Below are 21,342 nucleotides of genomic sequence, written 5' to 3'. Positions count from 1 at the left end.
TGGACATGTGTGATGCAGCTACGCCGACGGAGCATTCCCTCCATGCTTTATACCGTGACCACGGTAGTTGGCTGGAAGGCTGGTTGCGCCGGCGCATGGGCAATGCCTGGGATGCGGCGGACCTGCGCCAGGATACGTTCCTGAGGGTTCTTGCCAGTTCCCGGCCATTGGCTGACCTGCAAGAGCCCCGGGCATATCTGCTGACCGTTGGCAAACGCCTGCTGAGCAACTTCTACACCCGGCGAAACCTGGAACAGGCGTATCTCGACGCCCTGGCAAGCCTGCCTGAAGCCTGCGCACCGTCACCGGAACAACGTTGGCTGCTGCTGGAAACCCTGCAAGCCCTGGACGAATTGCTTGATGGCCTGGCGCCCTTGGTACGGCGGGCTTTTCTCTGGAGCCAGCTTGAAGGCCTGGGTTATCGCGAGATCGCCGAACGCCTGCAAGTGTCCGAACGCACCGTAAAACGCTACATGGCCCAGGCCTATGAGCACTGCCTGCTGGTGGATTTCTGATGCGCTCGGCACCTTCGCCCGAAGCCCGTGAAGCGGCGCGGGCGGCCGCTCGCTGGTTGACCCTGATGGAGTCTGACGGCACCGCGTTCGATTCGGCGGCCCTGCAACGCTGGCGCGACAGCAGCGCTCATCACGAAGCGGCCTGGCAGAAGGCCCAGCGATTGCGCCAGCGTTTCGCCGGGGTGCCCGCGTCCCTGGGCATGGCAACCCTGGACCGTCCGGCGCTGGCCCGACGCGAAGTGCTCAAGCGTGCATTGGGCGTCGCTGCATTGGTCCCGACCGCTTGGCTGCTGGGGCGAGAGCTGCCGCTGGAGGCCTGGCGCGCTGACTTGCACACCGCCACGGGTGAGCAACGGCGCTGGTCGCTGGTCGATGGCAGTGTGCTGCAACTGAACACCGACAGCGCCGTTGACCTGGACCTCAAGGCGCGCCGCCTGGTGCTGGTACGTGGCGAGATGGCCCTCAAGCTCGCCGGGAGCACGCCGCTGTCCGTTCAGTCCCCCTATGGGCTCGTCACGATCAGTGGTGGCGAAGTCTGCGTGTACCTGGGCGAGCGCGATTGCCGGGTGTCGGTGGTCAGCGGCTCGGCGCAACTGCACCCACTGCGCGGGCCATTGCTTGGACTGGAAGCGGGCCAGCAGGTCAACTTCCAGGCCTCGGGTGCGGGGCCAGTGAGAGCGTTCGACGTGGCACAGCTGGGTTGGCGTGACGGCGTATTGGTTGCCCAGGATCAGCCGCTGGGGCATTTCCTGCGAGAACTGGACCGCTACCGTCCCGGCGTGTTGCGTTGGGACGAAAGCCTCGAATCCCTGCGAGTCACGGGCAGTTTCCGCCTGGACAACACCGATCGAATCCTCGCGCTGCTTGCCGCCAGCCTGCCGCTGGATGTGCACATGCGCACGCGCTACTGGGTCACGTTGACGCTTCGCAAAAATATCGCCTGACGCCTGTCCCCTTTTTTTGTCTCGCTTGTCATTCAAGGCAACTGAACAAAAATGAGAGCGCTTTCCAATGTCCGCAGTTGCACTTTTGCGTTTTCGCCCGGCCCTTGCCGGCTGGCGTCCGCTGTTGAACCTGAGCCTCATGCTGAGCCTGAGCACCAGCCCGTTCTTTATCTCATCGAGCCTGGCCGACGAGGCTGCCCGGCGCAGCTATCAAGTGCCGGCCGGCAGCCTCGGCGCGGCGTTGACCCGGTTCGCCGGATTGGCCGGGGTCAACCTTTCGGTGGATCCGGCCTTGGTGAGTGGTCGGGACAGCGCCGGGCTTTCGGGTGAGTTTGGGGTAGAGGAGGGGTTTGCCCGACTGTTGCGGGGTTCGGGCCTGCAACTGCAAGCGGTGGGTGAGCAGGCCTATATCCTGACCCCGGTGCCGGAAGGCGGCAGCCTGCAACTGGCACCTACCTCGATTCTCGGCGCCACGGCTTCGGAGGACAGCCCGGCGTATGCCGGCGGTCAGGTTGCTCGTCGTGGTTCGCAAGGCTTGCTGGGCTCGCGGGACTTCATGGAAACGCCGTTCAGCATGACCACCTACACCAGCGCGGCGGTCAAGAACCAGCAAGCGCGTACCTTGGGTGACCTGATCGCCAGCGACCCCTCGGTCCGCGCTACCAACCCGGCGGGCGGGCGCTATGAGCAATTCACCATTCGCGGTTTCAGCCTGTTCAACAGTGACGTCGCGTACAACGGTCTCTACGGCGTCCTGCCGACATACACGATCGACATGGAGATGGCCGAGCGCGTCGATATCCTCAAGGGCCCGAGTCAGCTCATCAACGGCATTTCGCCACGGGGCAGCGTGGGTGGTGGGATCAACGTGGTGCCCAAGCGCGCGACCGATAAACCCATCACCTCGTTCACCGGCAACTATGCCTCCAACAACCAACTTGGTGGTGCCGTGGATGTCGGGCGGCGCTTTGGTGAAGACAACAAGTTCGGTATTCGTTTCAATGGCGTGAAGCAGGCGGGCGACACCGAATGGGACCACCAGAGCGTGGACCGCGAGATGGCGGTGCTGGGCCTGGATTTTCGCGGTGAGCGCCTGCGCCTCTCGACGGACATCGGTCACACCGAACGCGATACCGACGCACCCCAGGAGCGCGTGCAGGTCGGCGCCAACGCCCAGGTTCCCCATGCCAGCGATGTTCGCCGCAACTATGCGCAAGCCTGGAGCAAGGCACGGACCGTGGACACCTTCGGTACAGTGAACGCCGAGTACGATGTCAACGATTCGGTCATGCTGTACGGCGGTGTGGGGGCGCGCAAAAGCAATCATGATTTCCTCCGGCATGCCGTTTCGGTCACCAATGATGCGGGTGACTTCACCGTTTCTCCCCGGGACTTTACCCGGGATGAAAACGTCCAGACGGCCAATGCGGGCGTACGCAACTGGTTCCATACCGGTCCGGTGAGCCATGAGGTCAACCTGGCGGCGAGCTATTTCTACATGGATTTCACAAACGGCGGTGCGCGCTATGCCAACGGCCGCAGTAACCTGTATGACCCGGTTGAAACATCGACGCCAGGCAACCCAACGCGACAGGATCCCAAGGTCTACACCGAAAACCACTTCAGCGGCTTGGCGTTGTCCGACACCTTGGGCTTGTTCGATGATCGACTGCTGCTGACCCTTGGCACCCGCTGGCAGCGAGTAGAGGTTGACGACTGGTCGGACGGTGTCAAAGGTCCCACTGCCTACGATGAGGAAAAGGTCTCGCCGTCGGGTGGCATCCTGTTCAAGGCCACCGATAGATTGTCCCTGTATGCCAACTACATGGAAGGCCTGAGCCAAGGCAAGATCGCGCCGTCGACGTCGGTGAACGAAGATGAGATCTTCCCGCCGTTCGTCAGTCGCCAGGTCGAAGTGGGCGCCAAGTATGACGCTGGAGCGCTCGCCGTCACCGCTGCCGTGTTCCGGATCAAGCAGCCTGCCTACGCCACCGACGCCACGACGCGTGTTTTCGGCCCGAATGGCAAGCGTGAAAACACTGGCGTGGAACTCAATGTGTTTGGTGAACCTGTCAAGGGCACCCGGTTGCTCGGCGGGGTCATGTACATCGACAGTAAGTTGACCAACACCACCGGTGGGACCTTCGATGGTAATCGGGCGCCTGCGACACCGGAGTACAACGTCAACCTGGGCGCCGAGTGGGATGTGCCGACCGTCCAGGGTCTGACCCTGACCACCCGCGGCATCTACTCCAGTTCACAATACCTGGACCAGTCCAACACCAAGCAAATCGATTCCTGGGAACGCTTCGACGTGGGCGCCCGCTACGGGTTCAAGGTCGATGAAAAGAACATCACCTTGCGGGCCAACATCGAAAACGTGGCAGACAAGCGCTATTGGAGTTCGGCCGGCGCGTCGGATGACAGTGAGCCCGGCTTGACGCTGTCGACGCCGCGCACCTACCTGCTGTCCGCGACGGTTGATTTCTAAACTGATGGGGCGCTCCAGGGACGGAGCTGGCTGGGTTCAGATATCGCGAAACAGATCGTGGGCATCCAGCAGTCGCCAGGCAATCTCGGGACGTTTTTCCAGCCCTCGGCGGATGGCGGCGGGAATCGATTGACGAATCTTGCGACACAGCCCTGGCTGGTCCTGGAATTCGATGGCGATACCGCGCATGGTCCGTACTTCGTTGTAGCCGGGCTCGACGCTCAGGCGGATCCCCAGGTTTTCGTACAAGCGTTGTTGCAGGCGCTGGAGTTCGTCGAGGCTCTGGATGTTCTCCAGGCGCTCAAGCAGGCGTTTTTCTTCCTGGCGATTCAGGCAAAGGATGCGCAGGTCGCTGCCCGGCGCTTGTAGCAACGCATCACGGCCGCAATCACAGACACCAGGCGGGCAGGGGGGACGGATCGGGATCGACGCGGTCATGGGCTCCACAAAATCTGCTGCACGATGAAACAGCCAGCTTATCGCCGGCCCAGGCAATGTGATGCCTGGCGGCAGGCGGGTCAAGCCTGTTGGAGGGGCCGCTTGTCTGGCGCTGCTGTGTACCCCACCGCTTTATTGTGGGAGCTTGCTCGCGATAGCGGTGCAACAGTCAGCCTCGATGTTGAATGTCAGTCCGTCATCGCGAGCAGGCTCGCTCCCACTGGGAATCCAAGTCGGACACAACAGGTGTGTTCGCTGGAATCCAAATGTGGGAGCGAGCCTGCTCGCGATAGCGATGGGTCAGTCGAGGCAATTACAACCCCAACTCGGACAGCCCCGGATGATCGTCCGGCCGGCGGCCCAGCGGCCAGTGGAACTTGCGCTCGCTTTCCTTGATCGGCATGTCGTTGATGCAGGCGTAGCGGTTGTACATCAGGCCTTGCTCGTCGAACTCCCAGTTCTCGTTGCCGTAGGAGCGGAACCAGTTGCCCGAGTCGTCGTGCCATTCGTAGGCATAGCGCACGGCGATGCGGTTATCGGTGAAGGCCCAGAGTTCCTTGATCAGCCGGTAATCCAGCTCCTTGGCCCACTTGCGGGTCAGGAACGCCTTGGCTTCCTCGCGGCTATGGGCGAACTCGGCGCGGTTACGCCACTGGGTATCCAGCGTGTAGGCCAGGGATACTTTTTGTGGGTCCCGAGAGTTCCAGCCGTCTTCGGCCAGGCGAACTTTCTCGATCGCCGATTCACGGGTAAACGGTGGTAAAGGCGGACGAACTTCAGAAGCAGCAGACATGGCAGATCTCCAGTGGGTCATTGACGAATAGCACGGTGGTTCAATGGATCAAACGTGGGGTATCTCAACAGGCAGCAACATTTTCAGCATGTCCTGGGCGTGGTCAGCCGCGCTATGGTCGCCCATGACCAGGGCCACGGTAATGGCACCGTCAATCAGAATCAGCAGCTGGCGGGCCAGCGCATCCGGGTTCTCGACACCTTGTTCGACGCACAGCCGGGTCACGTAATCGAGCAATTTCTGTTTGTGCATCTTCGCCACTTGGCGGACCGGATCCAGCGGATCGCCGGTTTCGCCGCTGGTATTGATGAACGCGCAGCCGCGAAAACCTTCGCTGTCGAACCAGCCCTTGAGCACGGTGAACAGGTTGAGCAGCCGTGCAGCCGGGGTCGGCGCCTTGTCCACCTCGGAGCTGAACCAATGCATCCAGCGTTCGTCCCGTCGCTTGAGGGCGGCCACGATCAGGTCGTCCTTGTTGGCGAAGTAGCGATAGACACTTTTCCTGGAGACGCCGGCGGTTTTCACCAGAAGGTCCATGCCGGTGGCGGCGATGCCACTTTTATAGATCAACTTTTCGGCGACATCGAGAATGATGTCTCGTGTTTCATTTCCAGTAATTTCATTCATGGAACAAAAGTAGAATGATCATTCTCCTTGGTCAAGTCTTTTTTTCTTGAGGACAGGAAGACCCAAACCCATCCATGGTGTAAGCTCATCCGTTCTTCGGAATCGACCTTTTGCGAGCCCTATGCCGTCGCTTTTCAAACGCTCCCTGCTGCCCAAGCTGCGCAGCTTTGCACTGACCGCCGACGCGGTGACCATCCTCGATGGCGCCGCCCAATTCCGCCGTTGCCTGCTGGAGAAAATCGCCCAGGCCACCCAACGCATCTACATCGTCGCCTTGTACCTGCAAGAGGACGAGGCCGGCCAGGAAGTCCTCGATGCCCTGCATGCCGCCAAAGCGGCGCGTCCGGAACTGGACGTGGTCGTGGTGGTGGACTGGCTGCGGGCCCAGCGTGGACTGATCGGTGCCAAGAAGCAGCCGGGCAACTCGGCGTGGTACCAGGAGCAGACCCGTACCCATGCCAGCGAAGTGCCGATCTACGGCGTGCCGGTGCAAACCCGCGAGCTGTTCGGCGTGCTGCACTTGAAAGGCTTCGTGATTGACGACTGTGTGCTCTACAGCGGCGCCAGCCTGAATAACGTCTACCTGCACAAGTTCGACAAATACCGCTATGACCGCTATCACCTGCTGCAGAACACCGCACTGGCCGATTCGATGCACCACCTGGTGCAGCACGGCCTGATCACCTCCAGGGCCGTGCATCGCCTGGACCTGCCGAACCTGCCCAGCACCCGCAGTTTGCGCAAGGACATCGGCGACCTGCGCAGTCGCCTCAAGTACGCGACGTATGACACCAGCGTTGGCAGTCTCGACAAGAGCGGCCTGTCGGTAAGCCCGTTGTTGGGGGTAGGCAAGAACAATCCACTGAGCCGGGTGATCGGTGAACTGATCGCCAGCAGCCGCCAGCAACTGACCATCTGCACCCCGTATTTCAACCTGCCCCTGGCGGTGACCCGGGAGCTCAACCGCGCCCTGGCCCGCGGGGTCAGGATCGACATCATCGTCGGCGACAAGACTGCCAACGACTTCTACATTCCGCCAAGCGAGCCGTTCAAGATCATCGCGGCGTTGCCCTACCTCTACGAAATCAGCCTGCGGCGCTTCGCCAAGCGGCATCAGCGCGCGATCGACAGCGGCCAGTTGAACCTGCACCTATGGCGTGACGGGGATAACACCTATCACCTCAAGGGCATGTGGATCGACGAGCGCTACACCTTGCTGACTGGCAATAACCTCAACCCACGGGCGTTTCGCCTGGACCTGGAAAACGCGCTGTTGCTGGACGACCCCAAGGGCGAGTTGCTTGCGCCGCGCCAGGCCGAGCTGGAGCGGATCTACCGCCACACCCAGCGGATCGGACGTTACCTGGACCTGGAAACCTTGCCGGATTACCCCGAGGCTGTGGCCAGGTTCTTGAAACGGGTCAGCCGGGTGCGGATAGAACGGCTGCTTTACCGGATCCTGTGAACGCTCGCGCCATGTCGAAAAAAGACACCATCTCCATCCAGTTGGTGCGTGAGGCGCTGTTGCAAAGCTGCGCTCCCGGAGCGGCCACCGATGAAGTCCTGAGCAAGGTCGGCATAGACCCTGCGTTGCTCGACGACGCGCAGGCACGGGTTCCGGCCCATGCTTATGCGCGGCTCTGGCGTTTGCTCGCCCGACGCCTGGATGACGAGTTTTTTGGCATGGACCCGCGCAAGCTCAAGTCTGGCAGCCTGGCGTTCCTCTGCCAGTGCGCCATGGCCCAGCCCTCGCTGGCGAGCGGCTTGACGGCGGGGCTGGGGTTTCTGTCGCTGATGCTCGAAAACCTGCCGGCCCAGTGGATGCGCCAGCAAAGCCTGGCGGAGATCGTGCTGCTGGAAGACGATCAGGAACCGCGCCGGGCTTTTACCTACTTCACCTACTGGATGATCGTCCATGGCGTGGCCTGTTGGCTGGCCGGGCGGCGCATTCCCATCCTCTCCGTCGAATTGCGCTGCTCGGCACCGGATTTCTGCGACGACTATCGGGTGATGTTCTCCCAGAACCTGCGCTTCGACCGGCCCCGAACCCGGATGATTTTCGCGGCCGAATGCCTCGACCTGCCGATCAGGCGCAACGCTGACGAGCTCAAGCGCTTCCTGGCCCAGGCGCCGGCCAACATCCTGGTCAAATACCGTAACCCGCAAAGCCTGGCCAGCCGGATCAGGCACGACCTGCGGCAGTTGCCTGCCGAACGGTGGCCGGAAACCGAGGCCCTGGCCCAGCAGTTGTGCGTGTCCGCGTCTACCCTGCGTCGACGCCTGGCGGAGGAGGGCCAGACTTACCAAGGCCTCAAGGACAGCGTGCGCAAGGACCTGGCGATCACCTGGCTGGCCGAACCCTCCATCAGTTTCGTCGAAATCGCCTCGCGCCTGGGGTTTGCCGATGCCAGCTCCTTCTACAAGGCGTTTCGCAAGTGGTCCGGGTCCAACCCGGGGCATTATCGCAGCCTGATTCTCAACGACTCCGATTGATCCCGCTGAATCTGACACCAAGAGTTTTCCCTGTGGCAGCGAGCTTGCTCGCGATAGCCATTTAACAATCGACATGTGTGTTAACTGACCCATCGCCATCGCGAGCAGGCTCGCTCCCACAGAGGGTGCTTGGCAGGTTGGGCCGCTCATAAAACTGTCATTTTTTTTTGATAAAAGCCTGTGCAGGGTGCCGGAAAGCCGGGCCATTGATCAGGGGAATGTATGCAAGTGACCGTTTTGGGCCGCGTATGAGAGTACTGGTCACCGGCGTCGCAGGGTTCATCGGGTTTCATACCGCCAGGCGGCTGTGCAGCGAGGGCCATCAGGTCATCGGTATCGACAACCTCAACAGCTACTACAGCGTCGAGCTGAAACAGGCCCGACTGGCGCTGTTGGCCGAATGCCGCAATTTCCGCTTCCAGAAGCTGGATGTGGCCGACAAACAGGCGCTGCTGGATGTGTTTGCACACAATGCATTCGAGCAAGTCATCCACCTGGCAGCCCAAGCCGGCGTTCGCTACTCCATCGATAATCCCGATCTGTATGCGCAAAGCAATCTGGTGGGTTTCCTCAACGTGCTGGAGGCCTGCCGTGCCCATCGACCGGCTCACCTGGTTTTCGCCTCGAGCAGCTCGGTGTATGGCTTGAACGACCGTCTGCCGTATGCCACGACCGACCCGGTCGATCAGCCGGTGTCTTTCTATGCGGCAACCAAGCGTGCCAATGAGCTGATGGCCCACGCCTACTCGCATCTCTACGGTATACCCACCACCGGCCTGCGTTTCTTTACCGTGTATGGACCTTGGGGACGGCCCGACATGGCGCCGTTCAAATTCACCGACGCCATCCTCAACGGCCGCGCCATTGATCTCTACAACGAGGGCGCGATGTCGCGGGACTTCACCTATATCGACGACATCGTCGAAGCGCTGGTGCGGCTGTTAGCGCTTCCGCCTGCCAATGAGACCGGCGTGTGCAACAAGGTCTACAACATCGGCTTCGGCGGGCCAGTGAAGCTCTTGCAGTTTGTCGAGTGTCTGGAAGAGGCACTGGGGATCGCTGCGATAAAAAATTTCTTGCCATTGCAACCGGGCGACGTGGTCGACACGTGGGCGGACACCCGCGAGCTGGAAGAGCGCGTGGGGTTTCGCCCGCAGGTCGCGGTGCCCGTCGGTGTGCAGTCGTTTGTCGATTGGTACCGCGAGTATTACCGCGTTTAACCCCTCACTCCTCAGCTTTTGACTGGAGCGTCATGCACCAAACTCCTTATGTGTCGGTCCTGATTCCGGCAAAGAACGAAGCAGGCAATCTCATTCCATTGTTGGAAGAAGTCCGTGTGGCGCTGGTCGACGAGACTTTTGAAGTCATCGTGGTCGACGACGGCAGCACTGATGCCACCGCCGTTGAACTGCGGATGCTGCAAGGCAGCGGCTATCACCAATTGCGGGTGCTCAGTCACGCCCGTTCCCTCGGGCAGAGCACCTCGATCTACCATGCCGCTGAAGTGGCCCGTGGGCACTGGTTGGCGACCCTCGATGGCGATGGTCAGAACGACCCGGCCGACCTGCCGAAAATGCTCGACCTGGTGCGCGGTTCGGAGGGCACGCCTACGGGCGTCAAGTTGGTGGCCGGGCATCGGGTCAACCGTCGGGACACGGCGAGCAAGCGTTGGGCCTCGCGATTTGCCAACAAACTGCGCGCCAGCCTGCTCAAGGACCAGACGCCCGATACCGGCTGCGGCATCAAATTGATAGAGCGCGAAGCGTTCCTGCGCTTGCCGTATTTCGACCACATGCACCGATTTATTCCGGCACTGATCCGTCGTCACAACGGCCGGATGCTGGTTCACCCGGTGAATCATCGTGAACGCGGGGCCGGGGTGTCCAACTACGGCACCTGGACCGGGCACTGGTGGGCATTGCCGATCTGTTCGGGGTGTGGTGGCTGATAAAACGCACCCGCCTGGATATCAACGCACAAGAGACCGAGGTTTGACATGGGCAGAGAAACGTTGTGGCTGGCCGTTGGCTTCGGAGGACAATTGGCATTCACCGGGCGTTTTGCCCTGCAATGGCTGTACAGCGAATACAAGAAGCGCAGCATGATTCCCGTTGGTTTCTGGTACCTGAGCATCATCGGTAGCGCGCTGTTGCTGGCCTATGCCATCTACCGTGAAGATCCGGTGTTCATTGTCGGTCAGTCCTTCGGCTTTATCGTTTACCTGCGCAATTTGCAGTTGATCGCCAAGCATCATCAGCAGGAAAACCGCGAACTGGCCGAGAAGGGCTGAGACGGTGCGGATACGGTTATCCTCCTCGCGGCTGGAGCTTCTGGCGTTCGTAGTGTTGGCCTTGATCATGGTGGGGGCCGGCCTGGGCTGGCGCCAACCGATGAACGTCGATGAAGAGCGTTTCCTCGGCGTGGCCCTGGAGATGCTGCAGAACGGTTCATGGTTCATTCCCCATCGCGCCGGTGAAATCTACGCCGACAAACCGCCGCTGTTCATGTGGATGGTGGCGTTGTTCGTGCAACTGACCCACTTGCCCAAAGTCGCCCTGTACTTGCCCGCGTTGCTGGCAGGCGCCGTCACCACTGCGTGTCTGTATGACCTGGGCCGGCGCTTGTGGGGGCGACGCGTGGGGGTGATCGCTGCGCTGTTGTTTCTCGCCACCTACCAGACTTACAGCATCCTGCGCACCGGGCAGATCGACGGTTTCCTTGCGCTCTGGACCATCCTGGGGGTCTATGGCCTGTGCCGGCATTTACTGCTCGGCCCGGCCTGGCGCTGGTACTACGTTGCCTGTGCGGCGATGGGGTTCGGGATCATCAGCAAAGGCGTGGGGTTTCTGCCGGTGTTGATGCTGATTCCCTATGCTTATGCGCTGCGCCGGGGTTGGAAAGGCGTGGTGTCCATGCCTGGCAAGGCAGGCGCCTGGTGGTTGGGGCTGGCCGTGGCGCTGGCAGCCATCGCGCTATGGCTTGGGCCTTTGCTGCTGATCGTGTGGCAGGGCAGCCCCGACAGCCTGGCGTACGCCCAGGAAATCCTGCTGAAGCAGACGGCTGGGCGCTATGCCAATGCCTGGGAACACCGCGAACCCTTCTGGTATTTCTTCGTCCAGGTGATTCCGAAGTACTGGTTGCCGATATTCTTCATGCTCCCCTGGCTGGTGCCGGCCTGGCGCAAGCAGTTGCTCAAGCACGACGGTCGCGTGTTGGTGCTGCTGGGTTGGGTGGTCCTGGTGCTGTTGTTCTTCAGCCTGAGCAGCGGCAAGCGCAAGCTGTATATCTTTCCCGCGTTGCCGGCCTTGATCCTGCTGGTGGCGCCGCTGGTGCCGTGGATGCTACGCCGCTGGTTTGGCTCAAGGCCGAGGGGCAGGGTGGTATTCGCCACATTGACGGCAGTGTGGCTGTGCGCCTGGTTTGTGCGCGGTTTCATCGAGCCCCACAGGGAAGGTATCAACCCCCACGAAAGCCTGATGCGTGATGTCGCGGGGCTGACTTCGAATGCCGAATTGGTGCTCGTGGGGTGGCGTGAGGGGCATTGGCTGTTCGCCCAGCAACCCATCGTGCATTTTGGTTTCCATGACAGCCAGTCTCTGGAACGATCCGTCACCTGGCTACGCAGCCACCCGCAGGCCTTCGCCTTGGTGCCCGCGCGGGACCTGGCCCGCTGCTATGACCCGCAAAAAGCGCGCAGGGTTGGCGGTACTTCAAGGGCCGAGTGGTTCCTGGTGGGGGCTGATGCGGATAACCAGCGCTGCCAGCCCCCGGCGCCGGAGAAGGTTTATTCATTTGCCTGGAAGCAGCCCTTGTAGCGGCTGAACCATCGTCATCGCGAGCAGGCTCGCTCCCATACGGGGGCTTGGACGGTCACAAAATCCAGGCTCACCACTAATCACCTGTGGGAGCGAGCCTGCTCGCGAAGACGTCCTGACAGCCGATCACGATGTAGCTGAACCACCGCTATCGCGAGCAGGCTCGCTCCCACATGAATGGTTGGGGGCTCGCCAAATCGGGGCCCACCTCAAATTCCCTGTGCGAGCTTGCTCGCGATGACGGCCTTACGGGCAACACATCCCTCGAACCATGGCCAAACCAGTCAAGCAACTTGATGGCTTTGACCATTGCCCCCAACGCCCTCCGGCGCGAGTATTTCCCTGCTGTCTACGGTTCCCCCAACCAATAAAAAATACAGAGGGATTCTGCTCATGCGCGATTATTCGTCCGCCACGTCGCAGTTCGATTACCTGAACACCGTCAACGCCGCGCTGCACGGCTCGCTCGAGGCACTCAATGCCTGTGTCGAGTGTTGTGACCGGCACGCGTTGCCAGGGCGCATTGCCCTGTTCTGGGAGGGCCGCGACGGCAGCGACGCGACTTGGACTTACCGCGACTTGCAGGACCGCGCCGCGCGGTTCGCCAATTTCCTCCTGGCCCAAGGTGTGGGCAAGGGCGACAAAGTGGCCGGCCTGCTGCCACGCACCGCTGAACTCTTGATCGTGGTGCTCGCCACCTGGCGCATCGGGGCGGTGTATCAACCGCTGTTCACCGCGTTCGGGCCCAAGGCCATCGAGCACCGCCTCGGCAGCTCGGGCGCGCGGGTGGTCGTCACCGATGCGGTCAACCGTCCCAAGCTCAACGAAGTCGCTGGTTGCCCCACCGTGGTCACGGTCGGCGGCGAAAAAGGCCAGGGCATCGTGCGAGGCGACTACAGTTTCTGGGCCGAAGTGGCAAACCATTCCGACCAGTGCGAACCCGTGATGCTCACTGGTGAAGACCCGTTCCTGCTGATGTTCACCTCCGGCACCACGGGGCCCGCCAAGGCGCTGTCGGTACCGCTCAAGGCCATTGTCGCGTTCCAGAGCTACACCCGAGACGCGGTGGACCTGCGCCCTGAAGACGCTTTTTGGAACGTCGCCGACCCAGGCTGGGCCTACGGCATTTATTTTGGCGTGACCGGGCCGCTGGCGATAGGGCACCCCATCACGTTCTACGATGGCCCGTTCACCCTGGAAAGCACCTGCCGAGTCATCAACAAATACGGCATCACCAACCTGACCGGCTCGCCCACGGCCTATCGCCTGCTGATTGCCGGTGGCGAGCAGTTCGCCCGGTCGATCAAGGGCAAGCTGCGCATCGTCAGCAGCGCCGGCGAGCCGTTGAACCCGGAGGTGATCCGTTGGTTCGCCGACAACCTGAACGTGGTGATCCACGACCATTACGGCCAGACCGAACTGGGCATGGTGCTGTGCAACCACCACGGCCTGGAACACCCGGTGCACCTGGGCGCGGCCGGTTTCGCCTCGCCTGGCCACCGGATCGTGGTGCTGGATGAAAACAATCACGAACTGGGCATCGGCCAGCCCGGAATTCTTGCCGTCGATCGCAGCCAGTCGCCGATGTGCTGGTTCGCCGGCTACGAAGGCGGGCCGACCAAGGCCTTCGTCGGTGACTATTACCTGAGTGGCGACACCGTGGAACTGAACCCGGACGGCAGCATCAGCTTCGTCGGCCGCAGCGACGACGTGATCACCACCTCCGGCTACCGGGTCGGCCCGTTCGACGTGGAGAGCGCGCTGATCGAACACCCGGCGGTGGTGGAAGCGGCCGTGATCGGCAAACCTGATCCGGAACGCACTGAGTTGGTGAAGGCTTTCGTGGTGCTCAGCGCCCAATACCGCGCCGCGCCAGAACTGGCCGAAGAATTGCGCCAGCATGTGCGCAAACGCCTGGCGGCCCATGCCTATCCCCGTGAAATCGAATTTGTCAGCGATTTGCCGAAAACCCCAAGCGGCAAGTTGCAGCGCTTTATCTTGCGCAACCAAGAGATCGCCAAAGCTCAAGAGGCTGCGGCGCAGAACGTTTCAGCTTGAACCCAAGGAAACCATGATGCAGATCGACAACAAGATTTTCCTCGTCAGCGGCGGTGCTTCCGGCCTCGGCGCGGCCACTGGTGAGATGCTGGTCAGGGCCGGCGCCAAAGTGATGCTGGTGGACCTGAACGCCGAAGCCGTGGCTGCCCAGGCGCAGAAACTGGGCTGCCAGAGCGTGGTGGCCGACATCAGTAACGAAGCCGCGGCTGAAGCGGCGGTCAAGGCCACGGTGGATGCGTTCGGGGGCCTCAATGGCCTGGTGAACTGCGCCGGCATCGTGCGCGGCGAGAAGATCCTCGGCAAGAACGGCCCCCACGCGCTGGCGAGCTTCAGCCAGGTGATCAACGTCAACCTGATCGGCAGCTTCAACCTGCTGCGCCTGGCAGCTGCCGCGATCAGCGAAACCGAGGCCGATACCGACGGCGAGCGCGGCGTGATCATCAACACCGCTTCGGTGGCAGCCTTCGACGGCCAGATCGGCCAGGCAGCCTATTCGGCGTCCAAGGGCGCCATTGCCAGCCTGACCCTGCCGGCCGCCCGGGAACTGGCGCGCTTCGGTATCCGGGTGATGACCATCGCGCCGGGCATTTTCGAAACCCCGATGATGGCCGGCATGACCCCGGAAGTACGCGATTCCCTGGCCGCCGGCGTGCCATTTCCACCGCGCCTGGGCAAACCCGCCGAGTACGCGGCGCTGGTCAGGCATATCATTGAGAACAGCATGCTCAACGGCGAGGTGATCCGTCTCGACGGTGCCTTGCGTATGGCTGCCAAATAATCAGGAGGATTCATGATGTCCAACGATCCTATTGTCATCGTCAGCGCCGTCCGCACCCCCATGGGCGGCTTTCAAGGTGAATTGAAAAGCCTCACGGCCCCGCAACTGGGGGCTGCCGCGATCAAGGCGGCGGTAGAACGGGCCGGCATCGCGCCGGGCGCCGTTGAAGAAGTGCTGTTCGGTTGCGTGCTCGCCGCCGGCCAGGGCCAGGCACCGGCGCGTCAGGCTGCGCTGGGCGCCGGGCTCGACAAGTCGACCCGCTGCACCACGCTCAACAAAATGTGCGGTTCGGGCATGGAAGCGACGATCCTTGCCCATGACATGCTCATCGCCGGCAGTGCCGAGGTGGTGGTGGCTGGCGGGATGGAAAGCATGTCCAACGCGCCGTACCTGCTCGATCGGGCCCGCGGCGGTTACCGCATGGGCCATGGCCGGGTGCTTGACCATATGTTCCTCGACGGCCTGGAAGACGCCTACGACAAAGGTCGGCTGATGGGCACCTTCGCCGAAGATTGCGCCGAGGCCAATGGCTTCAGTCGCGAGGCCCAGGATGCCTTCGCTATCGCCTCAACTACCCGCGCCCAGCAGGCGATCAAGGACGGCAGCTTCGACGCCGAGATCGTGCCGTTGCAGGTCATGGTCGGCAAGGAACAAGTGACCGTGCGCCACGACGAGCAGCCGCCCAAGGCGCGGATCGACAAGATCGCCTCACTCAAACCGGCATTCCGCGAGGGCGGCACGGTGACGGCGGCCAACGCCAGTTCGATTTCCGATGGCGCCGCTGCCCTGGTGCTGATGCGCCAGAGCCAGGCGGTCCAGCGTGGCCTCAAGCCTCTGGCGGTTATTCACGGCCATGCGGCGTTTGCCGATACACCGAGTCTGTTCCCCACCGCGCCGATCGGTGCCGTGAAGAAACTGATGCAAAAGACCGGCTGGTCGCTGGATCAAGTCGATCTGTTCGAAGTCAACGAAGCCTTTGCCGTGGTGGGCCTGGTGACCATGAGCAAGTTGGAAATTGCCCATGACAAGGTCAACGTCCATGGCGGCGCCTGTGCGCTGGGCCACCCGATTGGCGCGTCTGGCGCGCGGATCCTGGTAACCCTGTTGTCAGCCCTGCGCCAGAAAGGCCTGAAGCGCGGCGTTGCGGCGATCTGCATCGGCGGCGGCGAAGCCACGGCCATGGCTGTCGAATGCCTGTACTAAGGAATCACCATGCTCCCGACTGAAGAACAGACGCAAATCCGTGACATGGCCCGGCAATTCGCCCAGGAGCGCTTGAAACCGTTCGCCGCTGAATGGGACCGTGAGCACCGTTTCCCCAGGGAAGCCATCGGTGACATGGCCGAACTGGGCTTTTTCGGCATGCTGGTGCCGGAGCAGTGGGGCGGTTGTGACACCGGTTACCTGGCCTATGCCATGACCCTGGAGGAAATCGCCGCCGGCGACGGCGCGTGCTCGACCATCATGAGCGTGCATAACTCGGTGGGCTGCGTGCCGATCCTCAAGTTCGGCAGCGATGAGCAGAAGGCGAAATTCCTCACGCCCCTGGCCAGTGGCGCGATGCTCGGCGCCTTTGCCCTGACCGAGCCCCAGGCCGGTTCGGACGCCAGCAGCCTCAAGACTCGGGCGCGGCTGGAGGGCGATCATTACGTGCTCAATGGCTGCAAGCAGTTCATCACGTCGGGGCAGAACGCCGGGCTGGTGATTGTGTTCGCGGTGACCGATCCGAGTGCCGGCAAGCGTGGTATCAGTGCGTTCATCGTCCCGACCGATTCGCCGGGCTACAGCGTGGCGCGGGTCGAAGACAAACTCGGCCAGCACGCGTCCGACACTTGCCAGATCCTCTTTGAGGATGTGAAGGTGCCACTGGCTAATCGCCTGGGGGAGGAGGGTGAGGGCTACAAGATCGCCCTGGCGAACCTCGAAGGCGGCCGAGTGGGCATCGCCGCGCAAGCGGTGGGCATGGCCCGCGCTGCGTTCGAGGCGGCCCGTGACTACGCCCGGGAGCGCGCCAGCTTTGGCAAGCCGATCATCGAGCACCAGGCCGTGGCGTTCCGTCTGGCCGACATGGCGACCCAGATCGCCGTGGCCCGGCAAATGGTGCATTACGCCGCCGCGCTGCGGGACAACGGCCAGCCGGCGTTGGTGGAAGCGTCCATGGCCAAGCTGTTCGCCTCGGAAATGGCTGAAAAGGTCTGTTCCATGGCCTTGCAGACCCTGGGCGGTTACGGTTACCTCAACGACTTCCCGCTGGAGCGCATCTATCGCGACGTGCGGGTCTGCCAGATCTACGAAGGCACCAGCGACATTCAGCGCATGGTCATTTCGCGCAATCTTTGAACAGGAGTCCTGCATGAGCTACGAAACGATTTTATTGGAGATCAAGGACCGCGTTGGCCTGATCACCCTCAACCGTCCCCAGGCCTTGAACGCCTTGAATGCGCAGATCGTCAGCGAGCTGAACCAGGCGCTGGACAGCCTGGAAGCCGATCCGAAGATTGGCTGCATCGTGCTGACCGGCTCGAAAAAAGCCTTTGCCGCCGGTGCTGACATCAAGGAAATGGCCGAGCTGACCTACCCGCAGATCTACCTGGACGACCTGTTCAGCGACAGCGATCGTGTGGCTAACCGGCGCAAGCCGATCATCGCGGCGGTGAACGGTTTCGCGTTGGGCGGTGGCTGCGAGCTGGCGTTGATGTGTGATTTCATCCTGGCCGGCGACAATGCCAAGTTCGGCCAGCCGGAGGTCAACCTCGGCGTGCTGCCGGGCATGGGCGGCACTCAGCGCCTGACCCGGGCGGTGGGCAAGGCCAAGGCCATGGAAATGTGCCTGACCGGGCGCTTCATCGACGCGGTGGAAGCCGAGCGCTGCGGCATCGTCGCACGCATCGTGCCGGCTGATGAACTGCTGGATGAGGCCCTTAAAACGGCGGCGTTGATCGCCTCCAAGTCGGTGCCCATCAGCATGATGGTCAAGGAAAGCGTCAACCGCGCCTTTGAAGTCAGCTTGTCCGAAGGTGTGCGCTTCGAGCGCCGGGTATTCCACGCGGCGTTTGCGACACAGGATCAGAAGGAAGGCATGGCGGCATTCGTGGCCAAGCGGGCGGCGGAGTTTCAGGATAAGTAATGCGGCGTCATTACTGACGCCATCGCGAGCAGGCTCGCTCCCACATTGGATCTGAGGTGTATGCCACATGTGTGTACACCACAAAGCCCTGTGGGAGCGAGCTTGCTCGCGATGTTTTTTCAGCCATCACACCAGGTAGTTCTTCAACTCCCGGGCAATGACCATCCGTTGTATTTCGCTCGACCCTTCATAGATCTGGGTAATCCGCGCATCGCGGTAGTAGCGCTCCACCGGATAATCCTCGAGATATCCATAACCACCATGAATCTGTATCGCCGAGGAGCAGACTTTCTCAGCCATTTCCGAGGCGAACAGCTTGGCTTGGGAGGCCTCGGACAGGCACGGTTTGCCGGCGCTGCGCAGGCGAGCGGCGTGGAGGATGAGCAGACGGGTGGCGTTGATGCGGGTGTGCATGTCGGCCAGCAGGTTGGCGATGCTCTGGTGCTCGATGATCGGCTTGTCGAACTGCACGCGATCGCGCGCGTAGGCCAGCGCCGCTTCAAACGCCGCACGGGCGATGCCCAGGGCTTGCGCCGCGATGCCGATGCGACCGCCTTCCAGGTTGGACAGGGCGATGGCCAGGCCTTTGCCACGGGCGCCCAGCAGGTTGGCTTCGGGAACGGTGCAGTTGCTCAAGGTGACCGCACAGGTGTCCGAAGCACGGATGCCCATCTTGTGTTCTGTGCGATCGACGATGAAACCCGCTGTATCGGTGGGCACCAGGAACGCTGAAATGCCTTTCTTGCCCAGCTCCGGGTCCGTCACGGCGAACACGATTGCCAGCTTCGCCCGCTTGCCATTGCTGACGAACTGCTTGGCGCCGTTGATCACCCACTGGCCATCGCGCAATTCGGCGCGGGTGCGCAGGTTGTGGGCTTCGGAGCCGGCCTGGGGCTCGGTCAGGCAGAAGCAGCCAATGGCCTGGCCACTGGCGAGCTCGGCCAGCCAGGTCTGCTTTTGTTCATCGGTGCCGAAATTCAGGACCGGCCCGCAACCTACCGAGTTGTGGATGCTCATCAGGGCCCCGGTGGCACCGTCACCGGCGGAAATTTCCTCCACCGCCAGGGCATAGGCCACGTAGTCGACGTAAGTACCGCCCCATTCTTCCGGCACCACCATCCCCAACAGGCCCAGTTCGCCCATCTTCGCTACCAGGCCGTCGTCAATCCAGCCGGCCTTTTCCCACGCTTGGGCATGGGGGGCGATTTCACCACGGGCGAAGTCCCGGGCCATGTCGCGGATCATCACTTGTTCTTCGGTCAGTTCGAGGTCGTGCATGGCTCAGTTCCCGTGGTCGTCGAAGCCGTCGAAGAAACTCGCCACGTGGTTGGCGTCCAGCGCCTCCAGGGTCGGCGGGTTCCAGCGCGGGTTCTTGTCTTTGTCGATCAGCAAGGCGCGCACGCCTTCGATCAGGTCACCGCGTTCGAACCATTGCCGGTCCAGATGCAGTTCCAAGGCAAAACAGTCTTCCAGGCTCAAATGCCGACCGCGCCGCAGCATCTCCAGGGTCACGGCCATGGCCAGGGGAGAACGGCTGTCCAAGAGGTCGGCGGTCTTCAGCGCCCATTCGTGGCTGTTGGCGACAGTGACCTGGCGCAACTGCTCGACCATGCTTGGCACATCGGGCAAGGCAAAGAAATGGTCAATGGCCGACCGCAAGTCAGCCAGGGGCGGCGCAGGCAGTTGCTGCTGGCCAAGCTTGGCCAGCAGGCTTTGCAGGTCCTTGAGCGGCGTGTCGTGCCACTCGAGCCGATCGAGACGTTCGTCGAGTTGCTTGAGCTTGCGACTGTCGAGGTACCAGTCGGCCAACCCGCAATACAATGCATCGGCGGCGCGGATCTGCACGCCGCTGACCCCCAGGTAGATCCCCAGCTCACCGGGAATGCGCGGCAGGAAATAGCTGCCGCCCACGTCCGGGAAATACCCGATGGCGACTTCCGGCATGCCCAGGCGACTGCGTTCGGTCACCACCCGCAGGTCGGCGCCTTGTACCAGGCCCATGCCGCCGCCCAGGACGAAGCCGTCCATCAAGGCGAGGATCGGTTTGCGGTAGTGGTGGATCGTCAGGTCGAGGGCGTATTCCTCGACGAAGAAATCTTCATGCAGGGTGTCGTCCTGCTTGTGGCTGTCGTACAGCGAGCGGATATCACCGCCGGCGCAGAAGGCCTTGTCACCGGTGCCACGCAATACCACGGCGCGGATCTGCGGGTCGAGTGCCCAGGTATCGAGTTGTTGCTGCAAGCTGCGCACCATGCCCAGGGTGAGGGCATTGAGGCCGGCGGGGCGATTCAGGGTCAAGTGCCCAATGTGATTGCGAACGTCGACCAGCACCTCATAGGCCGCGGTTTCGCTGGTTTGCGCGGCTTGTGATGAAACCTGAGCAGTCATCGCTAACTCCCTGCTTTTATTCTTCTTTATGAATTGTATCGCGCGTATCCGTTCAGGATCGTACCAGTGCAAATTTGCATTGCACAACCGGGATACGTGCAGGTCCTGTCTGCATATTTATAGCAGCCACAGGCTCAACCGCGACCAGAGAGAACCTCCGTGATGCTGCGGCGCTTGGCATTTCGCTCGCTGGCGTGGATCAACTGCTCGAGATCTTCTGGCGTGACGTCAAAGAATGCTTCCATTTCCGCCAGGGCCAGTTTCAGGTCTTCGGCCGTGATGGCGTGCCGGTCGACGGGAGAGTGGTCAGCCGGTATGACGGCCACCGGTTCACTGGCGCGCTTTGGATAGCGCACCCGGGTCAGATTGTTGTAGGCCAGCGCAAAGGCGAGCAGTCCGGAGCCGGCCAGCATGGCCGCGCCTACGGCCTGCCAGTCCAGGGCGATGATGGACGGGGCGGCCAGCACCAACGTTGCCGCCAGGGCCCCTGCCGGTGGGTGCAGGCAGCGCAACCAGCACATCAACACCAGCGCCATGCCAGCCGCCAGGCAGGCGCTGCCCAGCGTGCGGCCCAGTACATGGGCCACCAGCAGCGCGACGACCGACGCACACAGGTAGCCGCCGACAATCGACCAGGGCTGGGCGAGCGCGCCCGAGGACACCGCAAACAACAATACAGCCGAGGCGCCGAGGGGGCCGATCAGGTGTTGCGCCACCTCAAGACCGAATACCTGTCCACAAAGCCAGACACTGAACATCGTCCCCAACGCCATGCCGATGGCGGCGCGGCTCCATTCGGTGGGACGGGTATTGATAGCGGCGGGGAACCAGCGAGAAAGCATTAAACGAAAATCCAAAAAACGAACAAAAAAAGG

19 protein-coding genes and 1 pseudogene are annotated in these 21,342 nt (G+C 62.0%); 14 read left to right on the top strand and 6 right to left on the bottom strand.

Features of this window, described 5'->3' with window-relative positions; genetic code table 11:
• Positions 1 to 5 precede the first annotated feature (5 nt).
• From DTP52_RS15545 to DTP52_RS15535, 3 genes are all read left to right on the top strand, one after another.
• Positions 6 to 515 (top strand): sigma-70 family RNA polymerase sigma factor, encoded by a 510-nt coding sequence (locus DTP52_RS15545; protein WP_109754143.1) that lies wholly within the window; start codon positions 6 to 8, stop codon positions 513 to 515.
• On the top strand, positions 515 to 1,459 hold the full coding sequence (locus tag DTP52_RS15540; protein WP_109754142.1) for a FecR domain-containing protein: 945 nt from the start codon (positions 515 to 517) through the stop codon (positions 1,457 to 1,459). The genes DTP52_RS15545 and DTP52_RS15540 overlap by 1 nt, the downstream gene beginning before the upstream one ends.
• A 67-nt stretch (positions 1,460 to 1,526) precedes the next feature.
• A complete protein-coding gene (locus DTP52_RS15535) occupies positions 1,527 to 3,950 on the top strand; it encodes a TonB-dependent receptor (protein ID WP_109754141.1) in 2,424 nt (807 codons plus the stop codon).
• A 36-nt stretch (positions 3,951 to 3,986) separates the two neighbouring features.
• Here the strand turns inward: DTP52_RS15535 and DTP52_RS15530 are convergent, their stop codons facing one another.
• The 3 genes from DTP52_RS15530 to DTP52_RS15515 form a co-directional block, all read right to left on the bottom strand.
• Complete coding sequence (locus DTP52_RS15530) at positions 3,987 to 4,388, bottom strand: hypothetical protein (RefSeq protein WP_003202036.1); 402 nt, start codon at positions 4,386 to 4,388, stop codon at positions 3,987 to 3,989.
• 313 nt (positions 4,389 to 4,701) lie between these two features.
• Positions 4,702 to 5,181: a nuclear transport factor 2 family protein gene (locus tag DTP52_RS15520; RefSeq protein WP_109754140.1), complete on the bottom strand. Its 480-nt coding sequence runs from the start codon at positions 5,179 to 5,181 to the stop codon at positions 4,702 to 4,704.
• A gap of 48 nt (positions 5,182 to 5,229) precedes the next feature.
• Positions 5,230 to 5,808, bottom strand: a complete 579-nt coding sequence (locus DTP52_RS15515; protein ID WP_109754139.1) for a TetR/AcrR family transcriptional regulator — start codon at positions 5,806 to 5,808, stop codon at positions 5,230 to 5,232.
• A gap of 121 nt (positions 5,809 to 5,929) precedes the next feature.
• Here DTP52_RS15515 and pssA point away from each other — a divergent pair, with 121 nt between their 5' ends.
• From pssA to DTP52_RS15460, 11 genes and pseudogenes are all read left to right on the top strand, one after another.
• Complete coding sequence (pssA, locus tag DTP52_RS15510) at positions 5,930 to 7,273, top strand: CDP-diacylglycerol--serine O-phosphatidyltransferase (protein ID WP_109754138.1); 1,344 nt, start codon at positions 5,930 to 5,932, stop codon at positions 7,271 to 7,273.
• 11 nt (positions 7,274 to 7,284) lie between these two features.
• Entirely contained in the window at positions 7,285 to 8,301 is a 1,017-nt protein-coding gene (locus tag DTP52_RS15505; RefSeq protein WP_109754137.1) for an AraC family transcriptional regulator, read from the top strand.
• A 248-nt stretch (positions 8,302 to 8,549) separates the two neighbouring features.
• A complete protein-coding gene (locus DTP52_RS15500; protein ID WP_109754278.1) occupies positions 8,550 to 9,521 on the top strand; it encodes an NAD-dependent epimerase in 972 nt (323 codons plus the stop codon).
• Between the two features lie 32 nt (positions 9,522 to 9,553).
• Positions 9,554 to 10,296: pseudogene (locus DTP52_RS15495) on the top strand (glycosyltransferase family 2 protein).
• 1 nt (position 10,297) lies between these two features.
• Positions 10,298 to 10,591: a lipid-A-disaccharide synthase N-terminal domain-containing protein gene (locus DTP52_RS15490; RefSeq protein ID WP_109754136.1), complete on the top strand. Its 294-nt coding sequence runs from the start codon at positions 10,298 to 10,300 to the stop codon at positions 10,589 to 10,591.
• Between the two features lie 67 nt (positions 10,592 to 10,658).
• Positions 10,659 to 12,116 (top strand): glycosyltransferase family 39 protein, encoded by a 1,458-nt coding sequence (locus DTP52_RS15485; protein WP_218278357.1) that lies wholly within the window; start codon positions 10,659 to 10,661, stop codon positions 12,114 to 12,116.
• A gap of 393 nt (positions 12,117 to 12,509) precedes the next feature.
• A complete protein-coding gene (locus DTP52_RS15480; protein ID WP_109754134.1) occupies positions 12,510 to 14,174 on the top strand; it encodes an AMP-binding protein in 1,665 nt (554 codons plus the stop codon).
• 16 nt (positions 14,175 to 14,190) lie between these two features.
• Positions 14,191 to 14,952 (top strand): SDR family NAD(P)-dependent oxidoreductase, encoded by a 762-nt coding sequence (locus tag DTP52_RS15475; RefSeq protein ID WP_109754133.1) that lies wholly within the window; start codon positions 14,191 to 14,193, stop codon positions 14,950 to 14,952.
• A 12-nt stretch (positions 14,953 to 14,964) separates the two neighbouring features.
• Positions 14,965 to 16,155: an acetyl-CoA C-acyltransferase gene (locus DTP52_RS15470; RefSeq protein ID WP_162893830.1), complete on the top strand. Its 1,191-nt coding sequence runs from the start codon at positions 14,965 to 14,967 to the stop codon at positions 16,153 to 16,155.
• Between the two features lie 9 nt (positions 16,156 to 16,164).
• Positions 16,165 to 17,292 (top strand): acyl-CoA dehydrogenase, encoded by a 1,128-nt coding sequence (locus tag DTP52_RS15465; protein ID WP_109754132.1) that lies wholly within the window; start codon positions 16,165 to 16,167, stop codon positions 17,290 to 17,292.
• 13 nt (positions 17,293 to 17,305) lie between these two features.
• Positions 17,306 to 18,079, top strand: coding sequence for an enoyl-CoA hydratase (locus tag DTP52_RS15460; RefSeq protein WP_109754131.1), 774 nt, complete (start codon positions 17,306 to 17,308; stop codon positions 18,077 to 18,079).
• A gap of 126 nt (positions 18,080 to 18,205) precedes the next feature.
• On the opposite strand, the gene DTP52_RS15455 is transcribed toward DTP52_RS15460, so the two are convergent.
• The 3 genes from DTP52_RS15455 to DTP52_RS15445 all read right to left on the bottom strand — a co-directional run bounded on the left by DTP52_RS15455 (position 18,206) and on the right by DTP52_RS15445 (position 21,309).
• Complete coding sequence (locus DTP52_RS15455; RefSeq protein ID WP_109754130.1) at positions 18,206 to 19,357, bottom strand: acyl-CoA dehydrogenase family protein; 1,152 nt, start codon at positions 19,355 to 19,357, stop codon at positions 18,206 to 18,208.
• Between the two features lie 3 nt (positions 19,358 to 19,360).
• The gene (locus DTP52_RS15450) at positions 19,361 to 20,467 is read right to left on the bottom strand and encodes an enoyl-CoA hydratase/isomerase family protein (protein ID WP_109754129.1); all 1,107 of its coding nucleotides are present in this window, start codon (positions 20,465 to 20,467) and stop codon (positions 19,361 to 19,363) included.
• Positions 20,468 to 20,601: 134 nt separating this feature from the next.
• The gene (locus tag DTP52_RS15445; protein ID WP_109754128.1) at positions 20,602 to 21,309 is read right to left on the bottom strand and encodes an HPP family protein; all 708 of its coding nucleotides are present in this window, start codon (positions 21,307 to 21,309) and stop codon (positions 20,602 to 20,604) included.
• Between the last annotated feature and the right edge of the window lie 33 nt (positions 21,310 to 21,342).

This window comes from Pseudomonas sp. 43mfcvi1.1 (genome assembly GCF_900115935.1).
In the GTDB taxonomy this organism is placed as follows: Bacteria; Pseudomonadota; Gammaproteobacteria; order Pseudomonadales; family Pseudomonadaceae; genus Aquipseudomonas; species Aquipseudomonas bijieensis.
The sequence above is the reverse complement of the archived record's forward strand: the minus strand, read 5'-3'. Positions and strand labels throughout refer to the sequence as shown.

Bases quoted from the DNA above. Each gene is read 5' to 3' on its own strand.
- DTP52_RS15545 (WP_109754143.1), top strand. From the start codon at position 6: ATGTGTGATGCAGCTACGCCGACGGAGCATTCCCTCCATGCTTTATAC.
- DTP52_RS15540 (WP_109754142.1), top strand. From the start codon at position 515: ATGCGCTCGGCACCTTCGCCCGAAGCCCGTGAAGCGGCGCGGGCGGCC.
- DTP52_RS15535 (WP_109754141.1), top strand. From the start codon at position 1,527: ATGTCCGCAGTTGCACTTTTGCGTTTTCGCCCGGCCCTTGCCGGCTGG.
- DTP52_RS15530 (WP_003202036.1), bottom strand. From the start codon at position 4,388: ATGACCGCGTCGATCCCGATCCGTCCCCCCTGCCCGCCTGGTGTCTGT.
- DTP52_RS15520 (WP_109754140.1), bottom strand. From the start codon at position 5,181: ATGTCTGCTGCTTCTGAAGTTCGTCCGCCTTTACCACCGTTTACCCGT.
- DTP52_RS15515 (WP_109754139.1), bottom strand. From the start codon at position 5,808: ATGAATGAAATTACTGGAAATGAAACACGAGACATCATTCTCGATGTC.
- pssA (WP_109754138.1), top strand. From the start codon at position 5,930: ATGCCGTCGCTTTTCAAACGCTCCCTGCTGCCCAAGCTGCGCAGCTTT.
- DTP52_RS15505 (WP_109754137.1), top strand. From the start codon at position 7,285: ATGTCGAAAAAAGACACCATCTCCATCCAGTTGGTGCGTGAGGCGCTG.
- DTP52_RS15500 (WP_109754278.1), top strand. From the start codon at position 8,550: ATGAGAGTACTGGTCACCGGCGTCGCAGGGTTCATCGGGTTTCATACC.
- DTP52_RS15490 (WP_109754136.1), top strand. From the start codon at position 10,298: ATGGGCAGAGAAACGTTGTGGCTGGCCGTTGGCTTCGGAGGACAATTG.
- DTP52_RS15485 (WP_218278357.1), top strand. From the start codon at position 10,659: ATGGTGGGGGCCGGCCTGGGCTGGCGCCAACCGATGAACGTCGATGAA.
- DTP52_RS15480 (WP_109754134.1), top strand. From the start codon at position 12,510: ATGCGCGATTATTCGTCCGCCACGTCGCAGTTCGATTACCTGAACACC.
- DTP52_RS15475 (WP_109754133.1), top strand. From the start codon at position 14,191: ATGCAGATCGACAACAAGATTTTCCTCGTCAGCGGCGGTGCTTCCGGC.
- DTP52_RS15470 (WP_162893830.1), top strand. From the start codon at position 14,965: ATGATGTCCAACGATCCTATTGTCATCGTCAGCGCCGTCCGCACCCCC.
- DTP52_RS15465 (WP_109754132.1), top strand. From the start codon at position 16,165: ATGCTCCCGACTGAAGAACAGACGCAAATCCGTGACATGGCCCGGCAA.
- DTP52_RS15460 (WP_109754131.1), top strand. From the start codon at position 17,306: ATGAGCTACGAAACGATTTTATTGGAGATCAAGGACCGCGTTGGCCTG.
- DTP52_RS15455 (WP_109754130.1), bottom strand. From the start codon at position 19,357: ATGCACGACCTCGAACTGACCGAAGAACAAGTGATGATCCGCGACATG.
- DTP52_RS15450 (WP_109754129.1), bottom strand. From the start codon at position 20,467: ATGACTGCTCAGGTTTCATCACAAGCCGCGCAAACCAGCGAAACCGCG.
- DTP52_RS15445 (WP_109754128.1), bottom strand. From the start codon at position 21,309: ATGCTTTCTCGCTGGTTCCCCGCCGCTATCAATACCCGTCCCACCGAA.